Source organism: Bacillus sp. ISL-18 (genome assembly GCF_018613415.1).
Taxonomy (GTDB): domain Bacteria; phylum Bacillota; class Bacilli; order Bacillales; family Cytobacillaceae; genus Neobacillus.
This window is the reverse complement of the sequence record NZ_JAGGQG010000002.1, coordinates 823679-839275: the sequence shown is the minus strand read 5'-3', so window position 1 is coordinate 839275 and position 15597 is coordinate 823679. Positions and strand designations below refer to the sequence as shown.

Here is a 15597-nt window from a genome sequence, read left to right as displayed (position 1 = left end):
ATAATTTTTGCTAGTTTTTCTTTATAAAATTACTTTAATAGTTTTTGAAATGGTGAAAAATCATTAAAAAGTGATAAAGTGTTTCTTATTTATTAATTTCAAAAATTTTTAGTGAATTAGAGGTAATTTATTTAATAAGTCATAATCAAGGCTATTACTTATCGTTTTCCATACTTCTTCTGGAGCATCTATGTTTGCAAATAAACAACAATCAATAAATTTATTCTTAACCTCATCAAAAGTCACTATAGGAAGGCAACGTTCTATTTGTCTTTTGGTTCCTTCAGCAGTTATTACCTTAATATCACCTTGAGGAAGCCCAAGCGTATTAGGTTGTGTCTGTTCAACCCTTACAAGTTTTGACAATTCTAATACTTGCAAATCCATAAGAGCCTTATCTGTAAGATTATTCAAATTGACATTTCCATGCACAAATGCAAACGCAACCATAAAAGGGATACTAAATTTAGCATCTTGTAATGTTTGGGGATGGCAACGCTCCGGCATTGGATGACATAACATACTTGCCGTTTCATTTACTCCGATTACAAGGTTTTCGATTTGATTGTGTTTTACTTCATTACGAAGGTCTAGCGCCGATTTTATGTAAGGGTGTGAATAACGACAGCTAGGGAAAAGTTTTATTGATGTATCTGAAAATGCCCACGTTTCAGTATCTAATAATATTTTTCGTTGACCTTCGCTAAGATTTTTCCCAAAATAGTTTCTAAAAAGACCTGTTTTACCATCCAAACTACTCGATGGAGCCGATACTCCCTCTCGTGCCAAAAATGCTGCTTGAACACCTCCCATAGATGCAAAGGCAGGATAGATCGACCTAGCTTGAGAACCTACACCAACTCCTGGCTCTTTTCCACCAGCTAATTGCATGTAAGCTAGACCTAGGGCATGGACTAATTTAGAATCATCTAACCCTAGAACAAGACCGGCAGTGATTGCAGCACCAAGATAACCAAAAAGTTGACTTAAAAACCATTTGGAATCAACGCCTGTACCTCTAGGTTCAATTGCATATCCAAGCCGGCAAATCAACTCATTTCCTAGTGCTACCGCAGTGACAAGATCCGTAAATCTAGAATCTTCAATGTCAGCAGCAGCTAATGCAGAAGCTAAAATAATTGGAGTAGGATGTATTCTCGCTAAATCATTTATATCGTCAAAATCTAGTGCATGTGCCAAAGCAGTATTGGAAAATGCTGCATAGGCAGGAGGTAATTGATGACCACTTCCAATTACTCGGCCATCACCACCTTGTACTCCCAAAGATATCCCAGATATCGATTGTAAAGCTATAGGTGCTCCTTTATGAGCCGCCAATGAGATTCCTATAGTATCAGAAATATGAAGTATTACCTTTTTACGGACTTCCTCTGGCAAACCCCGTTTTTGTCTTTGGCGAATGGCATTAATAATATCAAAGCTCAATGATGACAAATATAAGCCCCCAATATTTCTCAAAATAGTTTTCCAAATAAAAAATCCTCCCTGCTTTCAAAACTCATCAATATCTAAGGGAGTATATGAAAATTTTAATTCAGAATTATTAAGTTGCGATCTGCTCCTTTTTTGGTTCTTGAAATAATAAACAAGCTGTCAAACTGTTAATGGACGTTTGTAATAAAGCAGGCTCAATACTTTTGCATTTTTCCATCGCCACTGGACAACGAGTATGAAAATGGCAGCCTTGTGGAGGGTTTGAAGGACTCGGCAAATCCCCCTGTAAGATAATTCGTTCTCTTTCTCTCATATCTGGATTAGTTTGAGGTACAGCCGAGAACAGTGCTTTAGTATAGGGATGATGTGGAGATTCAAATAATTCCTCTGTCTTGGCAAATTCAATAATTCTTCCGAGATACATCACAGCAATTTTATCACTAATATGTTTAACAGCTTGGATTCCATGAGCAATAAAAATATAAGATAATCCAAAATCTTGTTGAATTTCTTTTAATAGATTTAAGATTTGGGCTTGAATGGACACATCCAAGGCTGAAACCGGCTCATCACAAACAATGAGTTTTGGCCTTAAAGCAAGCGCACGTGCAATCCCAATTCTTTGTCTTTGTCCGCCGGAGAATTCAATGGGGTACCGAGTGCCATGGTAGGAAGCGAGCCCAACTCTTTCGAGTAATTCATCCACCCTTTTCTTAATTTCTTTTTTTGAGCCAATTTTATGCAGAAAAAGCGGTTCAGCAATAATATTGGCTACTGTCATTCTTGGATTCAATGACGAATAGGGATCTTGAAAAATCATTTGTAGATTTTTTCCTAATTCCTTTTTGTTTTTGAAATCACTTAATCTTTTTCCTTCAAATAGGATTTCACCGCTGGACGGTTGGCCTAATCCAACAACCATTCTTCCAGTCGTTGATTTTCCACAACCAGATTCCCCGACCAGTCCAATGGTCTCACCAGGAAAGATATCAAGACTAATACCATCTACGGCTTTTACAACTTGATCTTTTTTTCCGAATAGTCCGCTGCCAACAGGGAAGTACTTTTTTATGTTTCTAAGAGACACTAGAGGTTGTTGCATAATCCAAACTCACTCCTTCCTTTACAAGGGGATTCCAACAAGAAACGCTGTTTCCTGTAGAATACTTCACATGTACGGGCGCTACTTGTCTGCACTTTTCTGTTGCAAATGAACAACGGGTTACAAAATTGCAGCCAGATGGTAAATCTAATGGATTTGGAACAACACCAGGGATTGTTTCCAATTCGTCTATCCTCGGCCCAGTTAATTCAGGAACACTATCCATTAACCCTTTGGTATAAGGATGACGTGGATTTTTAAACACTTCTTTGACTGTTCCTTCTTCAACAATCTTACCGCAATACATTACTAGTACACGATCCGCTATTTCGGCTACAACTCCGAGATCATGAGTAATTAATAGAATAGAAATACCAAATTCATGTTGAAGATTTTTTAATATATTCAAGATTTGTGCCTGAATGGTTACATCAAGTGCTGTTGTTGGTTCGTCAGCAATAAGGAGTTGTGGATTACAAGCAAGTGCCATCGCAATCATGATTCTCTGTCTCATCCCGCCTGACATCTGATGTGGATAGTTTCTTAATCGACGTTGTGCATCAGGAATTCCTACCTTATTTAGTAAATCTAATGCTATCTTTTCGGCTTCCTTATACTTAATTTTTTTATGAAGTATAATAGACTCCACAATTTGCTTGCCGATTTGGTGGACTGGATTAAGGGAAAACATTGGATCTTGGAAGATCATTGCGATGTCATTTCCACGTATTTTCTGCATTTCCTTTTCTTTCAATTTCAATAAATCCTGCCCATTAAATAAAATCCTACTTTCGGTTTTATATTGAATTGGACTAGCATTGAGCCCCATTATAGAGAGAGATGTAACGCTTTTTCCACTTCCTGACTCTCCTACTAATGCCATAATTTCCCCCTTTTGAATAGTAAATGAAACGTCGTTAACCGGCTTGATTTCACCTTTAGGAATAGGAATGAAAGTTTTCAAATTCTTTACTTCTAGAAGTGGTGTTGTTTTCATACTTCTGTCCCCCTTTGTTAGACCTTTTTATACTTTGGGTCAAGTGCTGTCCGTAGACCATCTCCAAGAAAGTTCCCAGCAAGTACAGTAAGCATGATTGCAAAACCTGGGTAGACAATCATCCAAGGTTTCATATTAATCATGCTGTATGCCTGTTGTATCATATTCCCCCAGCTAATTTGAGGAGACTGCGCTCCCATGCCAAGGAAACTAAGAGATGCTTCAACAAGAATGGCATAGCTTAGATTAAACGAAGCCTGAACTATTACCGGCGGAGCAATATTCGGAATAATGTGTTTTATCATAATCCAACTCGCTCCAGCGCCAGAAATTTTGGCTGCTTCAACATAGGGCTCTGTTCTGATTTGTAAGGTTTGTCCTCTTGCAAGTCTTGCAAATTGGGGAATCGAGACTATTCCAATGGCAATCATGGCGTTCCATAAGCTAATGCCTAATGCCCCTGTTATTCCAAGTGCCAATAATATGGAAGGAATAGCAATAATTCCATCTACAATTCTCATTAAAATATCATCAACAATTCCTCCTAAATATCCTGAAAGAATTCCAATGGGCACTCCGATAAAAAGTGGAATCAGTATAGCGAACAAACCAGCTTTGATTGCAGCCTGAGATCCGATTATTAATCTGCTAAAAATATCACGTCCAAGCTCATCTGTACCTAACCAGTATTCGGTATTCGGACTAAGCAAAACCTTTGTTAAATTCTGCTTTAATGGATCGTGTGGAACAATATAAGGCCCAATTAATGACATGATTATAAGGAAAACTAAAAAGAAGAAACTAATAAAGGCCATCCTTTCGGACATTAACCTTTTAACGATAGTTTGAAAACTCACAGTCACAACCCCTCTACTAGTACTCGATCCGTGGATCTAAAAGCGCATAAACGATATCAGTAATAAAATTAATGAGAATGACCATGACAATCATAATCAGGACAACCCCCTGAAGCATAGTGAAATCATGCTGTAATATCGAATTTACTGCAAGCTGTCCTATACCAGGGATGGCAAACACCGTCTCGATAACAACTGTTGCACCTAACAAATGACCAAATAAAATCCCAATTGTCGTTACAACAGGTAGCATAGCGTTTTGGATACCATGTTTTAGAATAGCTTGCCAACGATTAACTCCCTTAGAATAAGCTGTTCGTATATAGTCCGCACCCATTACTTCCATCAATGATGACCGTAAATGCCTTGTAATTTGCGCAGTTCCAACTGCACCAAGAGAAATGGCAGGTAACAATATCCCTTTAAAAAAATCAACAGGATTCTCAGTAATACTGGTAAAACCTGTCGCTGGGACCCAACCAAGGTGTAGACTGAAAAATAAAATAAGCAGCATTGCTAGCCAAAAATTAGGTAGTGCAGTTCCAAGTGTTCCAAAGAACCTTGAGACATAATCAATCCAACTATTTGGGGAAAAAGTAGATGTAATAGCAAAAAACATTCCACCAAAAATAGAAATAATCATTGCTACTACAACAAGTTGAAATGTAACGGCTAAACGTTCAATTACTGCTTCATGTACGTATTGTCCTGTAAATACAGATCGCCCTAAATCCCCTTTTAAGGCATTTATTAACCAATCGAAGTATTGCGAAATAATCGAATGATCTAGCCCAAGTTGCTGGCGCAACTGGGCTATTTTTTCTGGGGTTGCATTCTCTCCAAGCAAAGTTAAAACTGGATCGCCTGGTATCAAAAGGATAAAAGAATATACGATGAGGGTTGTTATTAATAGCATTGGAATTACGTATAATATACGCCGAAGTAAAAATTTTAAAAACAATTTAATCGCTCCCTTTGTCGTTTATTCCTTTTTCCAAAGTGTTGAAAAAACTGGCTTTTCTAATTTATTTGGCACATATCCCTTTAACGATTGATTCATGATGGCTGTTCTTGGCGTAAAGAATAATGGGATTCCAATTGCTTCTTCTAAAATTGCTTTCTCGCTAATCTGCCTATATAATTTAGCACGCTTTTCTTGATCATAAGTCTTCCCCGCTTCAGCAATCAGTTTATCAATTTCTGCTGTGGTATGGCCTGTATTATAGTAGCTCCCACTAGAATATAATGCTTTCATTGTAATCTGCGGATCTGGACGGGCTGACCATCTTCCAAGGAAGCTGTTTGCTTTTTTTTCATCCCAAAAGTTAGCTAGAGCAGCCTGTTGCTCCATCGCTTGCAGTTTAACCTCAATTCCAATTTCCGCTAGTTGACTTTTTATTGCTTCAGCAACCCTCTGATCATAGGCCATTGAATGATGCACCAAAGTAAATGAAACTTTGTTAATCCCAGCTTCTTTTAGAATTTGTTTTGCTTTTTCCGGGTCATAGTTAATCTTTAAATCTTTATTTGCAGCCCAGTATGCTTTTGGAAATGGCTGATATGCAGGTTCCCCAATTCCAAAATTAATAGCTTTAATAAGTGCTTCTCGATCAATACCAAAATTAATGGCTTGTCGTACGGCTTTGTTATCTAGCGGAGCTTTAGCATCATTTAAATACAACATTTTAAATGGTAATGATATTTCTTGTAACACTTTAAGATTTTTATCATTTACTAGTGAAGAAACAGTACCAGGAGAAATATTTTCTGCAAAATCGACTTCACCTGATTTCAGTGCATTTATTCTAGTAGTTTCTTCCGGCATAATTTTAACCGTCATTTTATCTAAATATGGAAGGTCTTTATCCCAGTATTCTTTATTTGCTTCGTAAACAATTTCACCATTTGGTACATGTCTTGACATTTTAAATGGACCAGTTCCAATAGGATGTTGAGAATAACTTTCTCCGTTTTTTTCAACAGCAGTTGGTGAAACCATCATTCCAGCTTGATCCGATAGCGCTAATAAAATTGATGAATCTGGTTGTTTTAAGTTTAATTGAACAGTTTTCTCATCTATCACTTTTACACTTATGATATTTTTCAAATCGGTCAACATAGATTTATCAGAATTTATGCGATCGATATTAAATTTTACTGCTTCTGCATTGAAGGGAGTACCATCATGAAATTTAACATTTTCCCTTAATGTAAGAATCAAAGTAGAATCATTTGAGTATTTCCAAGACACGGCCAATCCTGGTTGAGGCTCTAGATCAGGAGAAAAGTGAATTAAAGTGTCATAGACAGGAAACAATAAAGGGAAATTAATTCCTCCGCTTGCCTTAATTGGATCAAAATTAGCTACATCTGTTTCATAAGCGATCGTTGCATTTCCACCTTTTTGAGGGGTACCTTCATCCACCACTTTTTTACTGTTTTCTAAAGCCTTTGTGTCAGTTTTTGAGGAACAAGCCCCTAAAACGATTGTAAATGTAATTAATAATAAAACTATAAAACTCATTTTAAATTTGATTTTTTTCATATTGATTATTCCCCCTATAACTTGCAAATTGAGCTGCTTTCTCGCCCGCAATTTTCCCAAAAACAGAGCCTGCCATTAACCCAGCGCCACCTGGGTAGTTAAAATAGAATAGTCCACCTACTAGTTCTCCAGCTGCATACAATCCTGAAATGGATTGCAGCAATGTATCCTGAACCTCAGAATTAGAGTTAATCCGTAGCCCCCCGTATGTGAAGGTAATGCCACATGTAACTGCATATGCTTCAAAAGGAGCCTGATCCAAAGTATTAGCCCAATTTGATTTGTTTATTGATAACCCTTTTGTACATCGACCGTCTTTAATATTGGGGTTAAATGGTATGTCGTTGCGAATAGATGCATTGTATTGCTTTATTGTTTGTAAAAGACCGTCAGGGTCAATATCATCAAGTTTTTTAGCTAATTCTTCTATTGAATTTGCTGTTACCTTAGTAACCTGTCTAAGTTTATATTCATCACGTAAAAGATGGGATACCTTGTTATCAAATATTTGCCAGGCAAATTGTCCGGGTTGTTCTAGTATTAGTTTTCCAATATTCGCGTAGGTATAATTGCGAAAATCAGAGCCCTCATCTACAAAACGCTCCCCCTTTGCATTTACTATAATTCCGAAAGGATAGCTTAGCTTTTGAAAACCTTCACCAAATTCTGGTGCATATCGATCTCCACCAACTGCATGTGCTCCTGACCAGTTTCCATGGGAAACAGCACCAATATCTAATGCCATTTGGATACCTTCCCCTGTATTAAAGCGACTCCCTCTAACTTTTGCTATATCCCATTTTTGACCTAAATATCGAGTTCTCATTTCTGTGTTAGCATGAAATCCTCCGGAAGCTAAAATCACTGATTTTGAATAAATTTCTTTTGTTTCGCCATGATGCTTAAAAACAACTCCATGGACACCCTTATCATCATGTATAAGCTTTGTAGCCATAGCATTATAAAGTATTTGAATCCCTAAATTTTTTCCTTCATTATGAAGAGTTTCTATTAAACCATTCCCACCACCTACTGATTCGACAACCATCCCACCCCAAAATTTGAATTTTCCATTCACCTTAAAAGCCTGACGACCATACATAGGCACAAATCTAATCTTATGAGATCTAAGCCATTTCATCGTTTCAAAACTTTTACTTGCTAATAGTGATGATAATTCAGGATCAGTCCTATATTCACTTAGTCGACATAAATCATCGTAGAAATTCTCTTCAGAGTAAATTCCGAAGTCTGTATTCTCAATTTCTTCAGTTGTAAGGTCCGGCATAATTTGTATTAGATCTTCTATACAGTTATAGGCGAACCTAATAGATCCATGGGTGTAAGCACTGTTTCCACCTTTTTCATTTTCAGGTGACTTTTCTAGGACAATAACGTTGGCTCCCTGCTCCCTTGCTGCAATAGCATCACACATGGCAGCATTCCCCGCCCCAACAATTACAATATCTGTTTCATATTTCCTTTCTGCATTCACATATTTCCCCTTCTTTCGTAAATTTCCCCCAAAATTTTTTAAGGATCTAATTAGGACAGCCTGCACAATCTCATGCCTTTTATGGACATTAGTTTTCTATTGACATGAGGAACACTAAAAATCAACTAGTCTACAAAATTCCCAAATGCATCAACCTCCAAAAATGTAAACGTATTCATTTTGAACAAGGATGAAATGGCTATGACATTTGAAAAATCAATTGACTGAACTCAATTTTGTTTATTTAATCACAACCAGAGCCAAATGTAATGTAGCACGGGGGGTTCTGGTTAAAATGCCATTTCTTCCGGGATAATTTAATCCAATGGTATTATCTCTCTTTATTTGTTTCCTAAAATTTAGGGTTGTATTGGATATTAAAATGAGCAATCACTATCATCTATCTATTTTAAATATTTCGAAAATTTAACTTATATTATAAGAGCTCAATTTTTGAGCTCTACTTAAAGATGCTATTAATCAGTTATTTTCATCAATATTTTGTTGAAGATGTACTTCAATTGTATGAACCGCGGCCTTTAAACTATTGTTAATATGTTCTCTCATTAATTTCTCAGCTTTATCGGGGTTTTTATTGGAGATTGCTTCAAACATTTCTTGGTGTTCTTTTGCGGCCTTTCTACTTCTCTCATTATTTTTAATAGGTCCTAACCTACGGTATCTAGATATGTGATCATTAAGTTGATTTAAAATCTTATTTGCAGTTTTATTTTTGCTAATTTGATAAAGATATGAGTGAAATTCACTTCCATAATAAACAACTTCTTCTCCTCTATCATTATTAGCCGCAGTGACAATAAGTTGAGTAAATTGACCTAACTTTTGTATATCGTTTGCAGTTGCCTTTGTCGTTGCCTCCCTAGCTATCAGCCCTTCAAGTAAGCTTCTAACATGAAAAATTTCCTCAACCTCTTGAATTGAGATAGGTGCTACTTTAAGGCGCCCATTTGGTAACCTCTGGATAAGTTCTTCGATTTCCAGCCTCTGTAAGGCTTCTCTAATAGGTGTTCTGCTTATATTGAGTTCAGTTGCTAAATACTCTTCATTAATTGGTTGATCAGGAGCTAAGATACCCTCAATAATTTTTTTCTTTATTTCGAAATAAACAAAGTCCTTTGTAGATAACCTCCGATTCATTTGAGATGAATTCAGCATTATTTAAGCTCCCTTTTTAGTTAATTTAGTAATTTTAATAGTGTAAATAAAATTGTATAACAGTACATTTGTGTAATTGTATACAATTATATGTGTTAGCCTAATTTTATTAGAAATTTGCTCTAATTGTCAATATATTTTTACAATCAAATAACCACTATTATTTTCCCTATTAAAAATAAATGTTAAATTGACGTGATATACTTTTATCCACATGTTTTTCCGAAACTCAGGCTTCGGCAGTTCGGCAGATAGATTTGGTTACTAAAATTTCAATCGTAAGAAAAAAAACTAGGTGGTAAGACTCCTGTAAAGTACAGAATTCTTACCACCTAGCAATTAGTTTACTATTTTAATCCACCTTTTTGGGTTCTGTTCAAAGTTAGCTTTTTGCTAATTTTTTAAAAAAATTTTAGAGTATTTGCCGTTTTCTACCTCTGAATATTTCTTCTTTTATCTTATTATCCATTCCAAACAAAACTGTATTTCGAAGAGTGTAACCAATCCCTTTCGCTAATTGAAATCCTTCTATCTTTCGTTAACCGCTGGTGCCAAGTAACCGAAACCGCTGTATCACTCTTTATGAATCGTTCCGAAACATTTAGAAGTGGAATCATTTTGTTTTCACCTGTCACAAATACCTCTATTTCTTGTGAATGACATCCACTTGTTAACGTAACAGCATATTTGCCCTGACCTGGCAGGGTATAATAAGGTTTAACTTTTAATGCACTGCCGTCCCATTCACAGCCCACTTCATAAGACCGTCCTAAAAAGGCAGGCAAGTCTTCTACAATTCCCTTTGCTAATTTTTCCCGAATGCTTGTTGAACTAATTTTCTCACCACGGCATTCAACTTTATTGACTTTCGTAACTTCGAGGACTCCGCCTGAATCTCGTTTCAATCGATCCATATTCCCTTCACCGCGAAAGCCGTACGTATAATCAAAACCTGCAACTGCATGGACGACACCGAGATTGAGTATATATTTAGCAGCAAACTTTTCTGGCGACAGCGATGCGAACTCCCGATCGAATTCAACAATATAAAATAGATCGACACCAAGTTCAGAGAACAGTTTCTCTTTCTCAGGTAACGGCATTAGATATTCTACTTTTGTTTTTCCATTTGATAAAACGGTTTTGGGATGCGGAAAAAAACTCATTACCGTTAAAAGTAGATTTTCCTCTTTTGCCTTCCTAAAAGCGGTTTGAATGACTTCACGGTGACCGATATGAATGCCGTCAAAAAATCCTAGCGCCATGACGCTCGGTTCTGCCTTTTGCTGCCAGTGTGTCAGATTATCGGGATTCAAATAAATCGTTTCCATGCAGGTGCCTCCTTCTTAGTTCACATAAGCCTTACCCATTAATCGATACATCAAAGCCAAATTGTGTTTTTCCAAATGCTTCAACCGAGTCTTCGTAAAGATTGGATCGGTGTGTACATACAGCCAAAAGATCGCGAATGAACATTTCGATTGGATCTCCTTTAAACATCGAAAATCCGCCAAGTGTCAACAAAATTTTCACTGCAATATCCGCTACGTTTTTCGTGATTTTTGCCCTAATGGCAGCAAATTCACCACGTTTATCTTCTTTGCCCATTTCATAGTTTTCTAATAAAGAAATATATCTGTCTAATAGACCTTCTGATTCGTAATATTTAATCGTTAATTCAGCTAATACTCCCTGATGACGGGAATCTTTAGCAGAATTTCCTCCTAATCGGACTCGCTTTTCCGTCCGTTTCTTAAATTCCTCTAGTAAACGCTCCGCGCCGCCTAGTGCGACCATAGGGAATCCAATACAAAAAGATGAGAAAAATGGAACATCATAAAGAGGATAGTCTTTATCATAACCTTCAGGAGGTCTGCCTGTACGATCTGCAACAGTAAGCCGTATAAGATGATGCTTTGGAACGTAGACATTATCAACAATTACCTGGTTGCTTCCTGTTCCCCTAAGGCCTAACGTATCCCAATTTTCTACTATTTGTACATCAGATACCGGTAATGTCAGCATGCATAGCTCATTCTCTTCATTGCCGTCTAATTTTAATTTGACGGCAAGAGACACCCAGTCGCTATATAAGATTCCGCTTACAAAACTATACTTACCAGTGATCCGAAAACCATCCCCATCCTTTTCCACTTTCCCTATCGGAGCAAAGATATCTGCGATTAATCCCCCCTGATTAATCACTTCTTCTGCTCCCTGTTTCGTCATAAATGCTACTAAACTATTATGAATGGAATAAAGAAAAGTTAACCAAGCAGCAGAGGTATTATATTTTCCAACCGTGTGGATAATCTGGGAATACTCTCTTAAATTCACTTGAGGCTCTCCATATTTTTTCGGCAGTAATAACTTGGATAAGCGAGCTTCTTTTATCGCATCAATGACATTTTTTGAAACGGTTTTATTCTGGTCTGCTTCGAGCGCTTCTGATTCTGCAATTTTGCCAACCATTTCTGCCCCTTTTAACAACAAGCTCAAATCGGATTTGTTTTCATCCAATACATTGTTTACCATATTTCGCACCCCTCTTTAATGTTATCTCTAACAAGAAAACAACTAATCTTTACCGTTAAACCAACTCTTCTTTTCCTAGATGGACAAATCGTGCAGCATTTTCGCCTGCAATTTTTCCAAAAACAGAACCTGCCATTAAGCCTGCACCACCAGGATAATTAAAGTAGAATAAGCCGCCCACCAGTTCACCAGCCGCATATAACCCTGGAATCGATTGATATAAAACGTCCTGCACTTCTCCGTTCGAATTTATTTTCAACCCGCCAAAAGTAAAGGTGAGGCCGCATGTAACAGCGTAGGCTTCAAATGGGCCTTCATCCAGGGTATTTGCCCAATTGGATTTCCTAACCGCCAGCCCTTCTGTACACTTGCCATCCTTGATATTAGGATTAAACGGAATATCAGCCCGGACCGCCTCATTGTACTCCTTGACAGTTTGTAAAAATCCGTTAGGATCGACACCGTCAAGCTTCTCGGCCAATTCTTCCAATGTATTTGCTTTGACTTTTGTTACTTGTTTGCCACGATATTCTTCCCGTAATAGACCTGACACCTTTTGATCGAAAATCTGCCAGGCAAATTGGCTAGGCTGTTCCAGTATCAGCTTGCCGTATTTTGCATACGTATAGTTGCGAAAGTCTGCGCCTTCATCAACAAAGCGTTTGCCCTCCGCATTTACGATAATGCCAAATGGATAGCTTAGCCTTTGAAAGCCTTCCGTGAATTCCGGCAGGTACCGGTCTCCGCCCACCGAATGGCAGCCTGACCAGTTTCCACTGGCAATTGCACCAATATTTAATGCCATTTGAATCCCTTCACCCGTGTTATAACGGCTGCCTCTTGCATGAGCTAAATCCCATTTCGGACCTAAATACCGTGTCCGCATTTCCGGGTTGGCGTGAAAGCCCCCGGAAGCTAAGATTACTGCTTTAGCACGAACTTCCGAGGTTCTCCCTTTATGTTTAAAAATAACCCCATGGACTCCATCATCATCATGAATCAGTTCTGACGCCATGGCATTAAATAATACTTGCACACCTAACCGCGAGGCTTCCTCGTGCAGTGACCCGACTAAACCTGGACCGCCTCCGACCGATTCTGCAATCATCCCGCCCCAAAATTTGAATTTACCATCTACTTTAAATGCTTGTCGGCCATAAATCGGCACAAATCGTACCTTATGGGATACCAGCCATTTCATCGTTTCAAAACTATTGCCAGTTAGGAGTGATGCGAGCTCTGGGTCGGTACGGTATTCCGTCATGCGGCACATATCATTAAAAAATTCCTCTTCCGGATAGGATCCGAAGTCTGTGATGGCAAAATCTTCTGCAGTCAGATCAGGCATGATTTGTTGTAAGTCTTCATTGCCCTCATAAGCAAACCGAATCGAACCATGGGTGAATGTGCTATTTCCGCCTTTATCGGATTCAGGTGCCTTTTCCAGCACCATGACCGAAGCGCCATTTTCTCGTGCGGATATGGCCGCACACATAGCAGCATTTCCAGCTCCAATAACCACTATATCTGTTTCAAATTTTCGTATTTCAGTCACAGACCTCTCCCTTTCTTTTAAAAAAGCTGACTCAATATGGTGATGAGTCAGCACTTTAATTAAGCTTCAATGGTCGGTTTATTCATTTCCTTATCCATCACAGAATCCCCCCAGTAGGTATTACCAATCGAGTGCTCTGCTTCTGTCCACTCAACCGGCTCCCAATCGGGCTCTAGTATTAAGTAGGAACCGCTAAACAATTCGACACGGCAGCCGCTTCCAGGATCCAATACATAGAGATAAAACGCTTGAGATACACCATGCTTTCCAGGTCCGATAAAATTAATGCCATTTTCTTTTAAAATATCAGCAGCCCTTAAAATGTCTTGGGCGTTATCATGCCAATACGAAATATGATGCAGCTGGTTTGGCGTTTCTGCCTGCGGTCTCGAGATAACGGCAATATCATGAACCAATGGAGTGACACTCATCCAGCCTGCCACTTTTTTTCCATTATTGTATTTCACATATTCACGGAGTTTAAAGCCGAGCTGACTCCCTAAGTAATCAAGAATTTCACCAACATCCATCGAAGTAGCAATATTGACATGATCAAATCTTCGAGGCGAACAGCCGCGGGCCCATGATTTATAGGTCTGGTTTTTCAAGACGGATCGTCTCTTTTCATCTGCCTTTGGTTTTTCTACGTCATAATAGATTTCAAAAGAATGCTGACTCGGCAATTTAAACCGGATGGCCCGTCCTTGCCCTGTCTCTTCGCCTGCTTCAATCCATCTGACTTCTGTTCCAGCCTTTTCTAACAACTGCGCAAATCCTTCAACATCCTCAGAACGTTTGGTTCTCCAAGCAATGTGGTCAATATAGCCTCGGTCCCCCGCTGTAAGGGAAAGCGTATGATGTTCAAAGTCCCCCCAGGCGCGCAAATAATAGATTCCATTTTTCTCTTCGGTTACTTCCAAGCCTATTACATCCCTGAAAAACCACAGTGATTTTTCAAGGTCAGGTGTAACAAGGGCCACATGTCCCAGCTTTGCAATTTCCGGTAAAGTCATTCCCAAAACCTCCATTAGAGTTTATTAGAAAAATAATCTTGGATTAATTGATTAAAACTATCTTTCTGTTCAATTTGCGTCCAATGTCCTGTTTGACCGTAGACATGAAGCTGGACATTTGGCAAATAAGATAGCAAGTAATAGCTTGATTCAATCGAGCAAACCATATCGTCTCGTCCGTGTACTAATAAAACGGGGTGCTGAATTCGTTTTAAAGCCGTAACAGGGACGGGAACAGCAGCAGTAGCAAAGATGGCATCATTGGAGCGTTGAATTTCCGGACGCATTGCCGTTTCATAACGGGATTCTGCCAAGGCATCAATTTCCGGTGCTAGTTTTTCAGCATCATAGACAAACCAGCTCATAATCTGGCGCATTTTCTTTTCCGACGGATTCTCATAGAATCCCTTCGCACGGGCAAGCTCCGTACTAAGTTTGGTATTAGGCGTCCCGCCAGGCCCCATCAAGACAACACTGCTAAACCGTTCCGGATGCTCCAAGAGCAATTCTAGAGCGATCGAACAACCTAACGAATTGCCTACTACATGAGCTTTTTGAATTCCCAATTCATCCAACAGTTCGATGATTTGATTGACCCAAAGATCGGCCCAGCCCTGGCGATTCTTGGGCAGAGTTTCGGGATGGCTGCTATTGCCAAAACCAAGCAGGTCAGGAGCAAGGCAATCATAGTGCTCACTGCAGGCGTTTAAGGCATAACGCCAATTCGCCCATGCGTACACCCCCGGGCCAGATCCGTGTAAAAATAAAATGGCCTCAGAGTTTCCTTCCCCTGTACGATTAAGAAATGTTTCAAAGTTTTTGGTTTTAATTACTTTTTGTTTAATCTGATCCAAATTAAATTCTCCC

At 38.6% G+C, this 15597-nt stretch carries 13 protein-coding genes; all 13 read right to left on the bottom strand.

Features of this window, described 5'->3' with window-relative positions; translation table 11 throughout:
* Positions 1-108: 108 nt before the first annotated feature.
* Entirely contained in the window at positions 109-1455 is a 1347-nt protein-coding gene (locus tag J7E81_RS04140) for an MmgE/PrpD family protein (RefSeq protein WP_215040855.1), read from the bottom strand.
* 109 nt (positions 1456-1564) lie between these two features.
* Positions 1565-2557 carry an ABC transporter ATP-binding protein gene (locus J7E81_RS04135; protein ID WP_215040854.1) on the bottom strand — a complete coding sequence of 331 codons (993 nt, stop codon included), beginning with the start codon at positions 2555-2557 and terminating at the stop codon, positions 1565-1567.
* Positions 2532-3554: an ABC transporter ATP-binding protein gene (locus tag J7E81_RS04130; RefSeq protein ID WP_215040853.1), complete on the bottom strand. Its 1023-nt coding sequence runs from the start codon at positions 3552-3554 to the stop codon at positions 2532-2534. Before J7E81_RS04130 ends, J7E81_RS04135 begins: the two co-directional genes overlap by 26 nt.
* A 17-nt stretch (positions 3555-3571) precedes the next feature.
* Positions 3572-4411, bottom strand: coding sequence for an ABC transporter permease (locus J7E81_RS04125; protein WP_215040852.1), 840 nt, complete (start codon positions 4409-4411; stop codon positions 3572-3574).
* Positions 4412-4427: 16 nt separating this feature from the next.
* Positions 4428-5372, bottom strand: a complete 945-nt coding sequence (locus tag J7E81_RS04120) for an ABC transporter permease (RefSeq protein ID WP_215040851.1) — start codon at positions 5370-5372, stop codon at positions 4428-4430.
* A gap of 21 nt (positions 5373-5393) precedes the next feature.
* Positions 5394-6956: an ABC transporter substrate-binding protein gene (locus J7E81_RS04115; protein ID WP_215040850.1), complete on the bottom strand. Its 1563-nt coding sequence runs from the start codon at positions 6954-6956 to the stop codon at positions 5394-5396.
* Positions 6937-8451 carry an FAD-dependent tricarballylate dehydrogenase TcuA gene (tcuA, locus tag J7E81_RS04110; RefSeq protein ID WP_215040849.1) on the bottom strand — a complete coding sequence of 505 codons (1515 nt, stop codon included), beginning with the start codon at positions 8449-8451 and terminating at the stop codon, positions 6937-6939. Before tcuA (J7E81_RS04110) ends, J7E81_RS04115 begins: the two co-directional genes overlap by 20 nt.
* A gap of 480 nt (positions 8452-8931) precedes the next feature.
* Positions 8932-9627: a GntR family transcriptional regulator gene (locus J7E81_RS04105; RefSeq protein ID WP_215040848.1), complete on the bottom strand. Its 696-nt coding sequence runs from the start codon at positions 9625-9627 to the stop codon at positions 8932-8934.
* Between the two features lie 461 nt (positions 9628-10088).
* Positions 10089-10958, bottom strand: a complete 870-nt coding sequence (locus J7E81_RS04100; protein WP_215040847.1) for an FAD synthetase family protein — start codon at positions 10956-10958, stop codon at positions 10089-10091.
* A 31-nt stretch (positions 10959-10989) separates the two neighbouring features.
* Positions 10990-12162, bottom strand: coding sequence for an acyl-CoA dehydrogenase family protein (locus J7E81_RS04095; RefSeq protein ID WP_215040846.1), 1173 nt, complete (start codon positions 12160-12162; stop codon positions 10990-10992).
* Between the two features lie 55 nt (positions 12163-12217).
* On the bottom strand, positions 12218-13717 hold the full coding sequence (tcuA, locus tag J7E81_RS04090) for an FAD-dependent tricarballylate dehydrogenase TcuA (RefSeq protein WP_215040845.1): 1500 nt from the start codon (positions 13715-13717) through the stop codon (positions 12218-12220).
* 59 nt (positions 13718-13776) lie between these two features.
* Complete coding sequence (locus tag J7E81_RS04085) at positions 13777-14730, bottom strand: VOC family protein (protein ID WP_215040844.1); 954 nt, start codon at positions 14728-14730, stop codon at positions 13777-13779.
* A gap of 14 nt (positions 14731-14744) precedes the next feature.
* On the bottom strand, positions 14745-15584 hold the full coding sequence (locus J7E81_RS04080) for an alpha/beta fold hydrolase (RefSeq protein ID WP_215040843.1): 840 nt from the start codon (positions 15582-15584) through the stop codon (positions 14745-14747).
* Positions 15585-15597 lie beyond the last annotated feature (13 nt).

What these genes read in the sequence shown, in the direction of transcription:
- J7E81_RS04135 (WP_215040854.1), bottom strand. Translation starts at nt 2,557, where the DNA reads ATGCAACAACCTCTAGTGTCTCTTAGAAACATAAAAAAGTACTTCCCT.
- J7E81_RS04130 (WP_215040853.1), bottom strand. Translation starts at nt 3,554, where the DNA reads ATGAAAACAACACCACTTCTAGAAGTAAAGAATTTGAAAACTTTCATT.
- J7E81_RS04115 (WP_215040850.1), bottom strand. Translation starts at nt 6,956, where the DNA reads ATGAAAAAAATCAAATTTAAAATGAGTTTTATAGTTTTATTATTAATT.
- J7E81_RS04105 (WP_215040848.1), bottom strand. Translation starts at nt 9,627, where the DNA reads ATGCTGAATTCATCTCAAATGAATCGGAGGTTATCTACAAAGGACTTT.
- J7E81_RS04100 (WP_215040847.1), bottom strand. Translation starts at nt 10,958, where the DNA reads ATGGAAACGATTTATTTGAATCCCGATAATCTGACACACTGGCAGCAA.
- J7E81_RS04095 (WP_215040846.1), bottom strand. Translation starts at nt 12,162, where the DNA reads ATGGTAAACAATGTATTGGATGAAAACAAATCCGATTTGAGCTTGTTG.
- J7E81_RS04085 (WP_215040844.1), bottom strand. Translation starts at nt 14,730, where the DNA reads ATGACTTTACCGGAAATTGCAAAGCTGGGACATGTGGCCCTTGTTACA.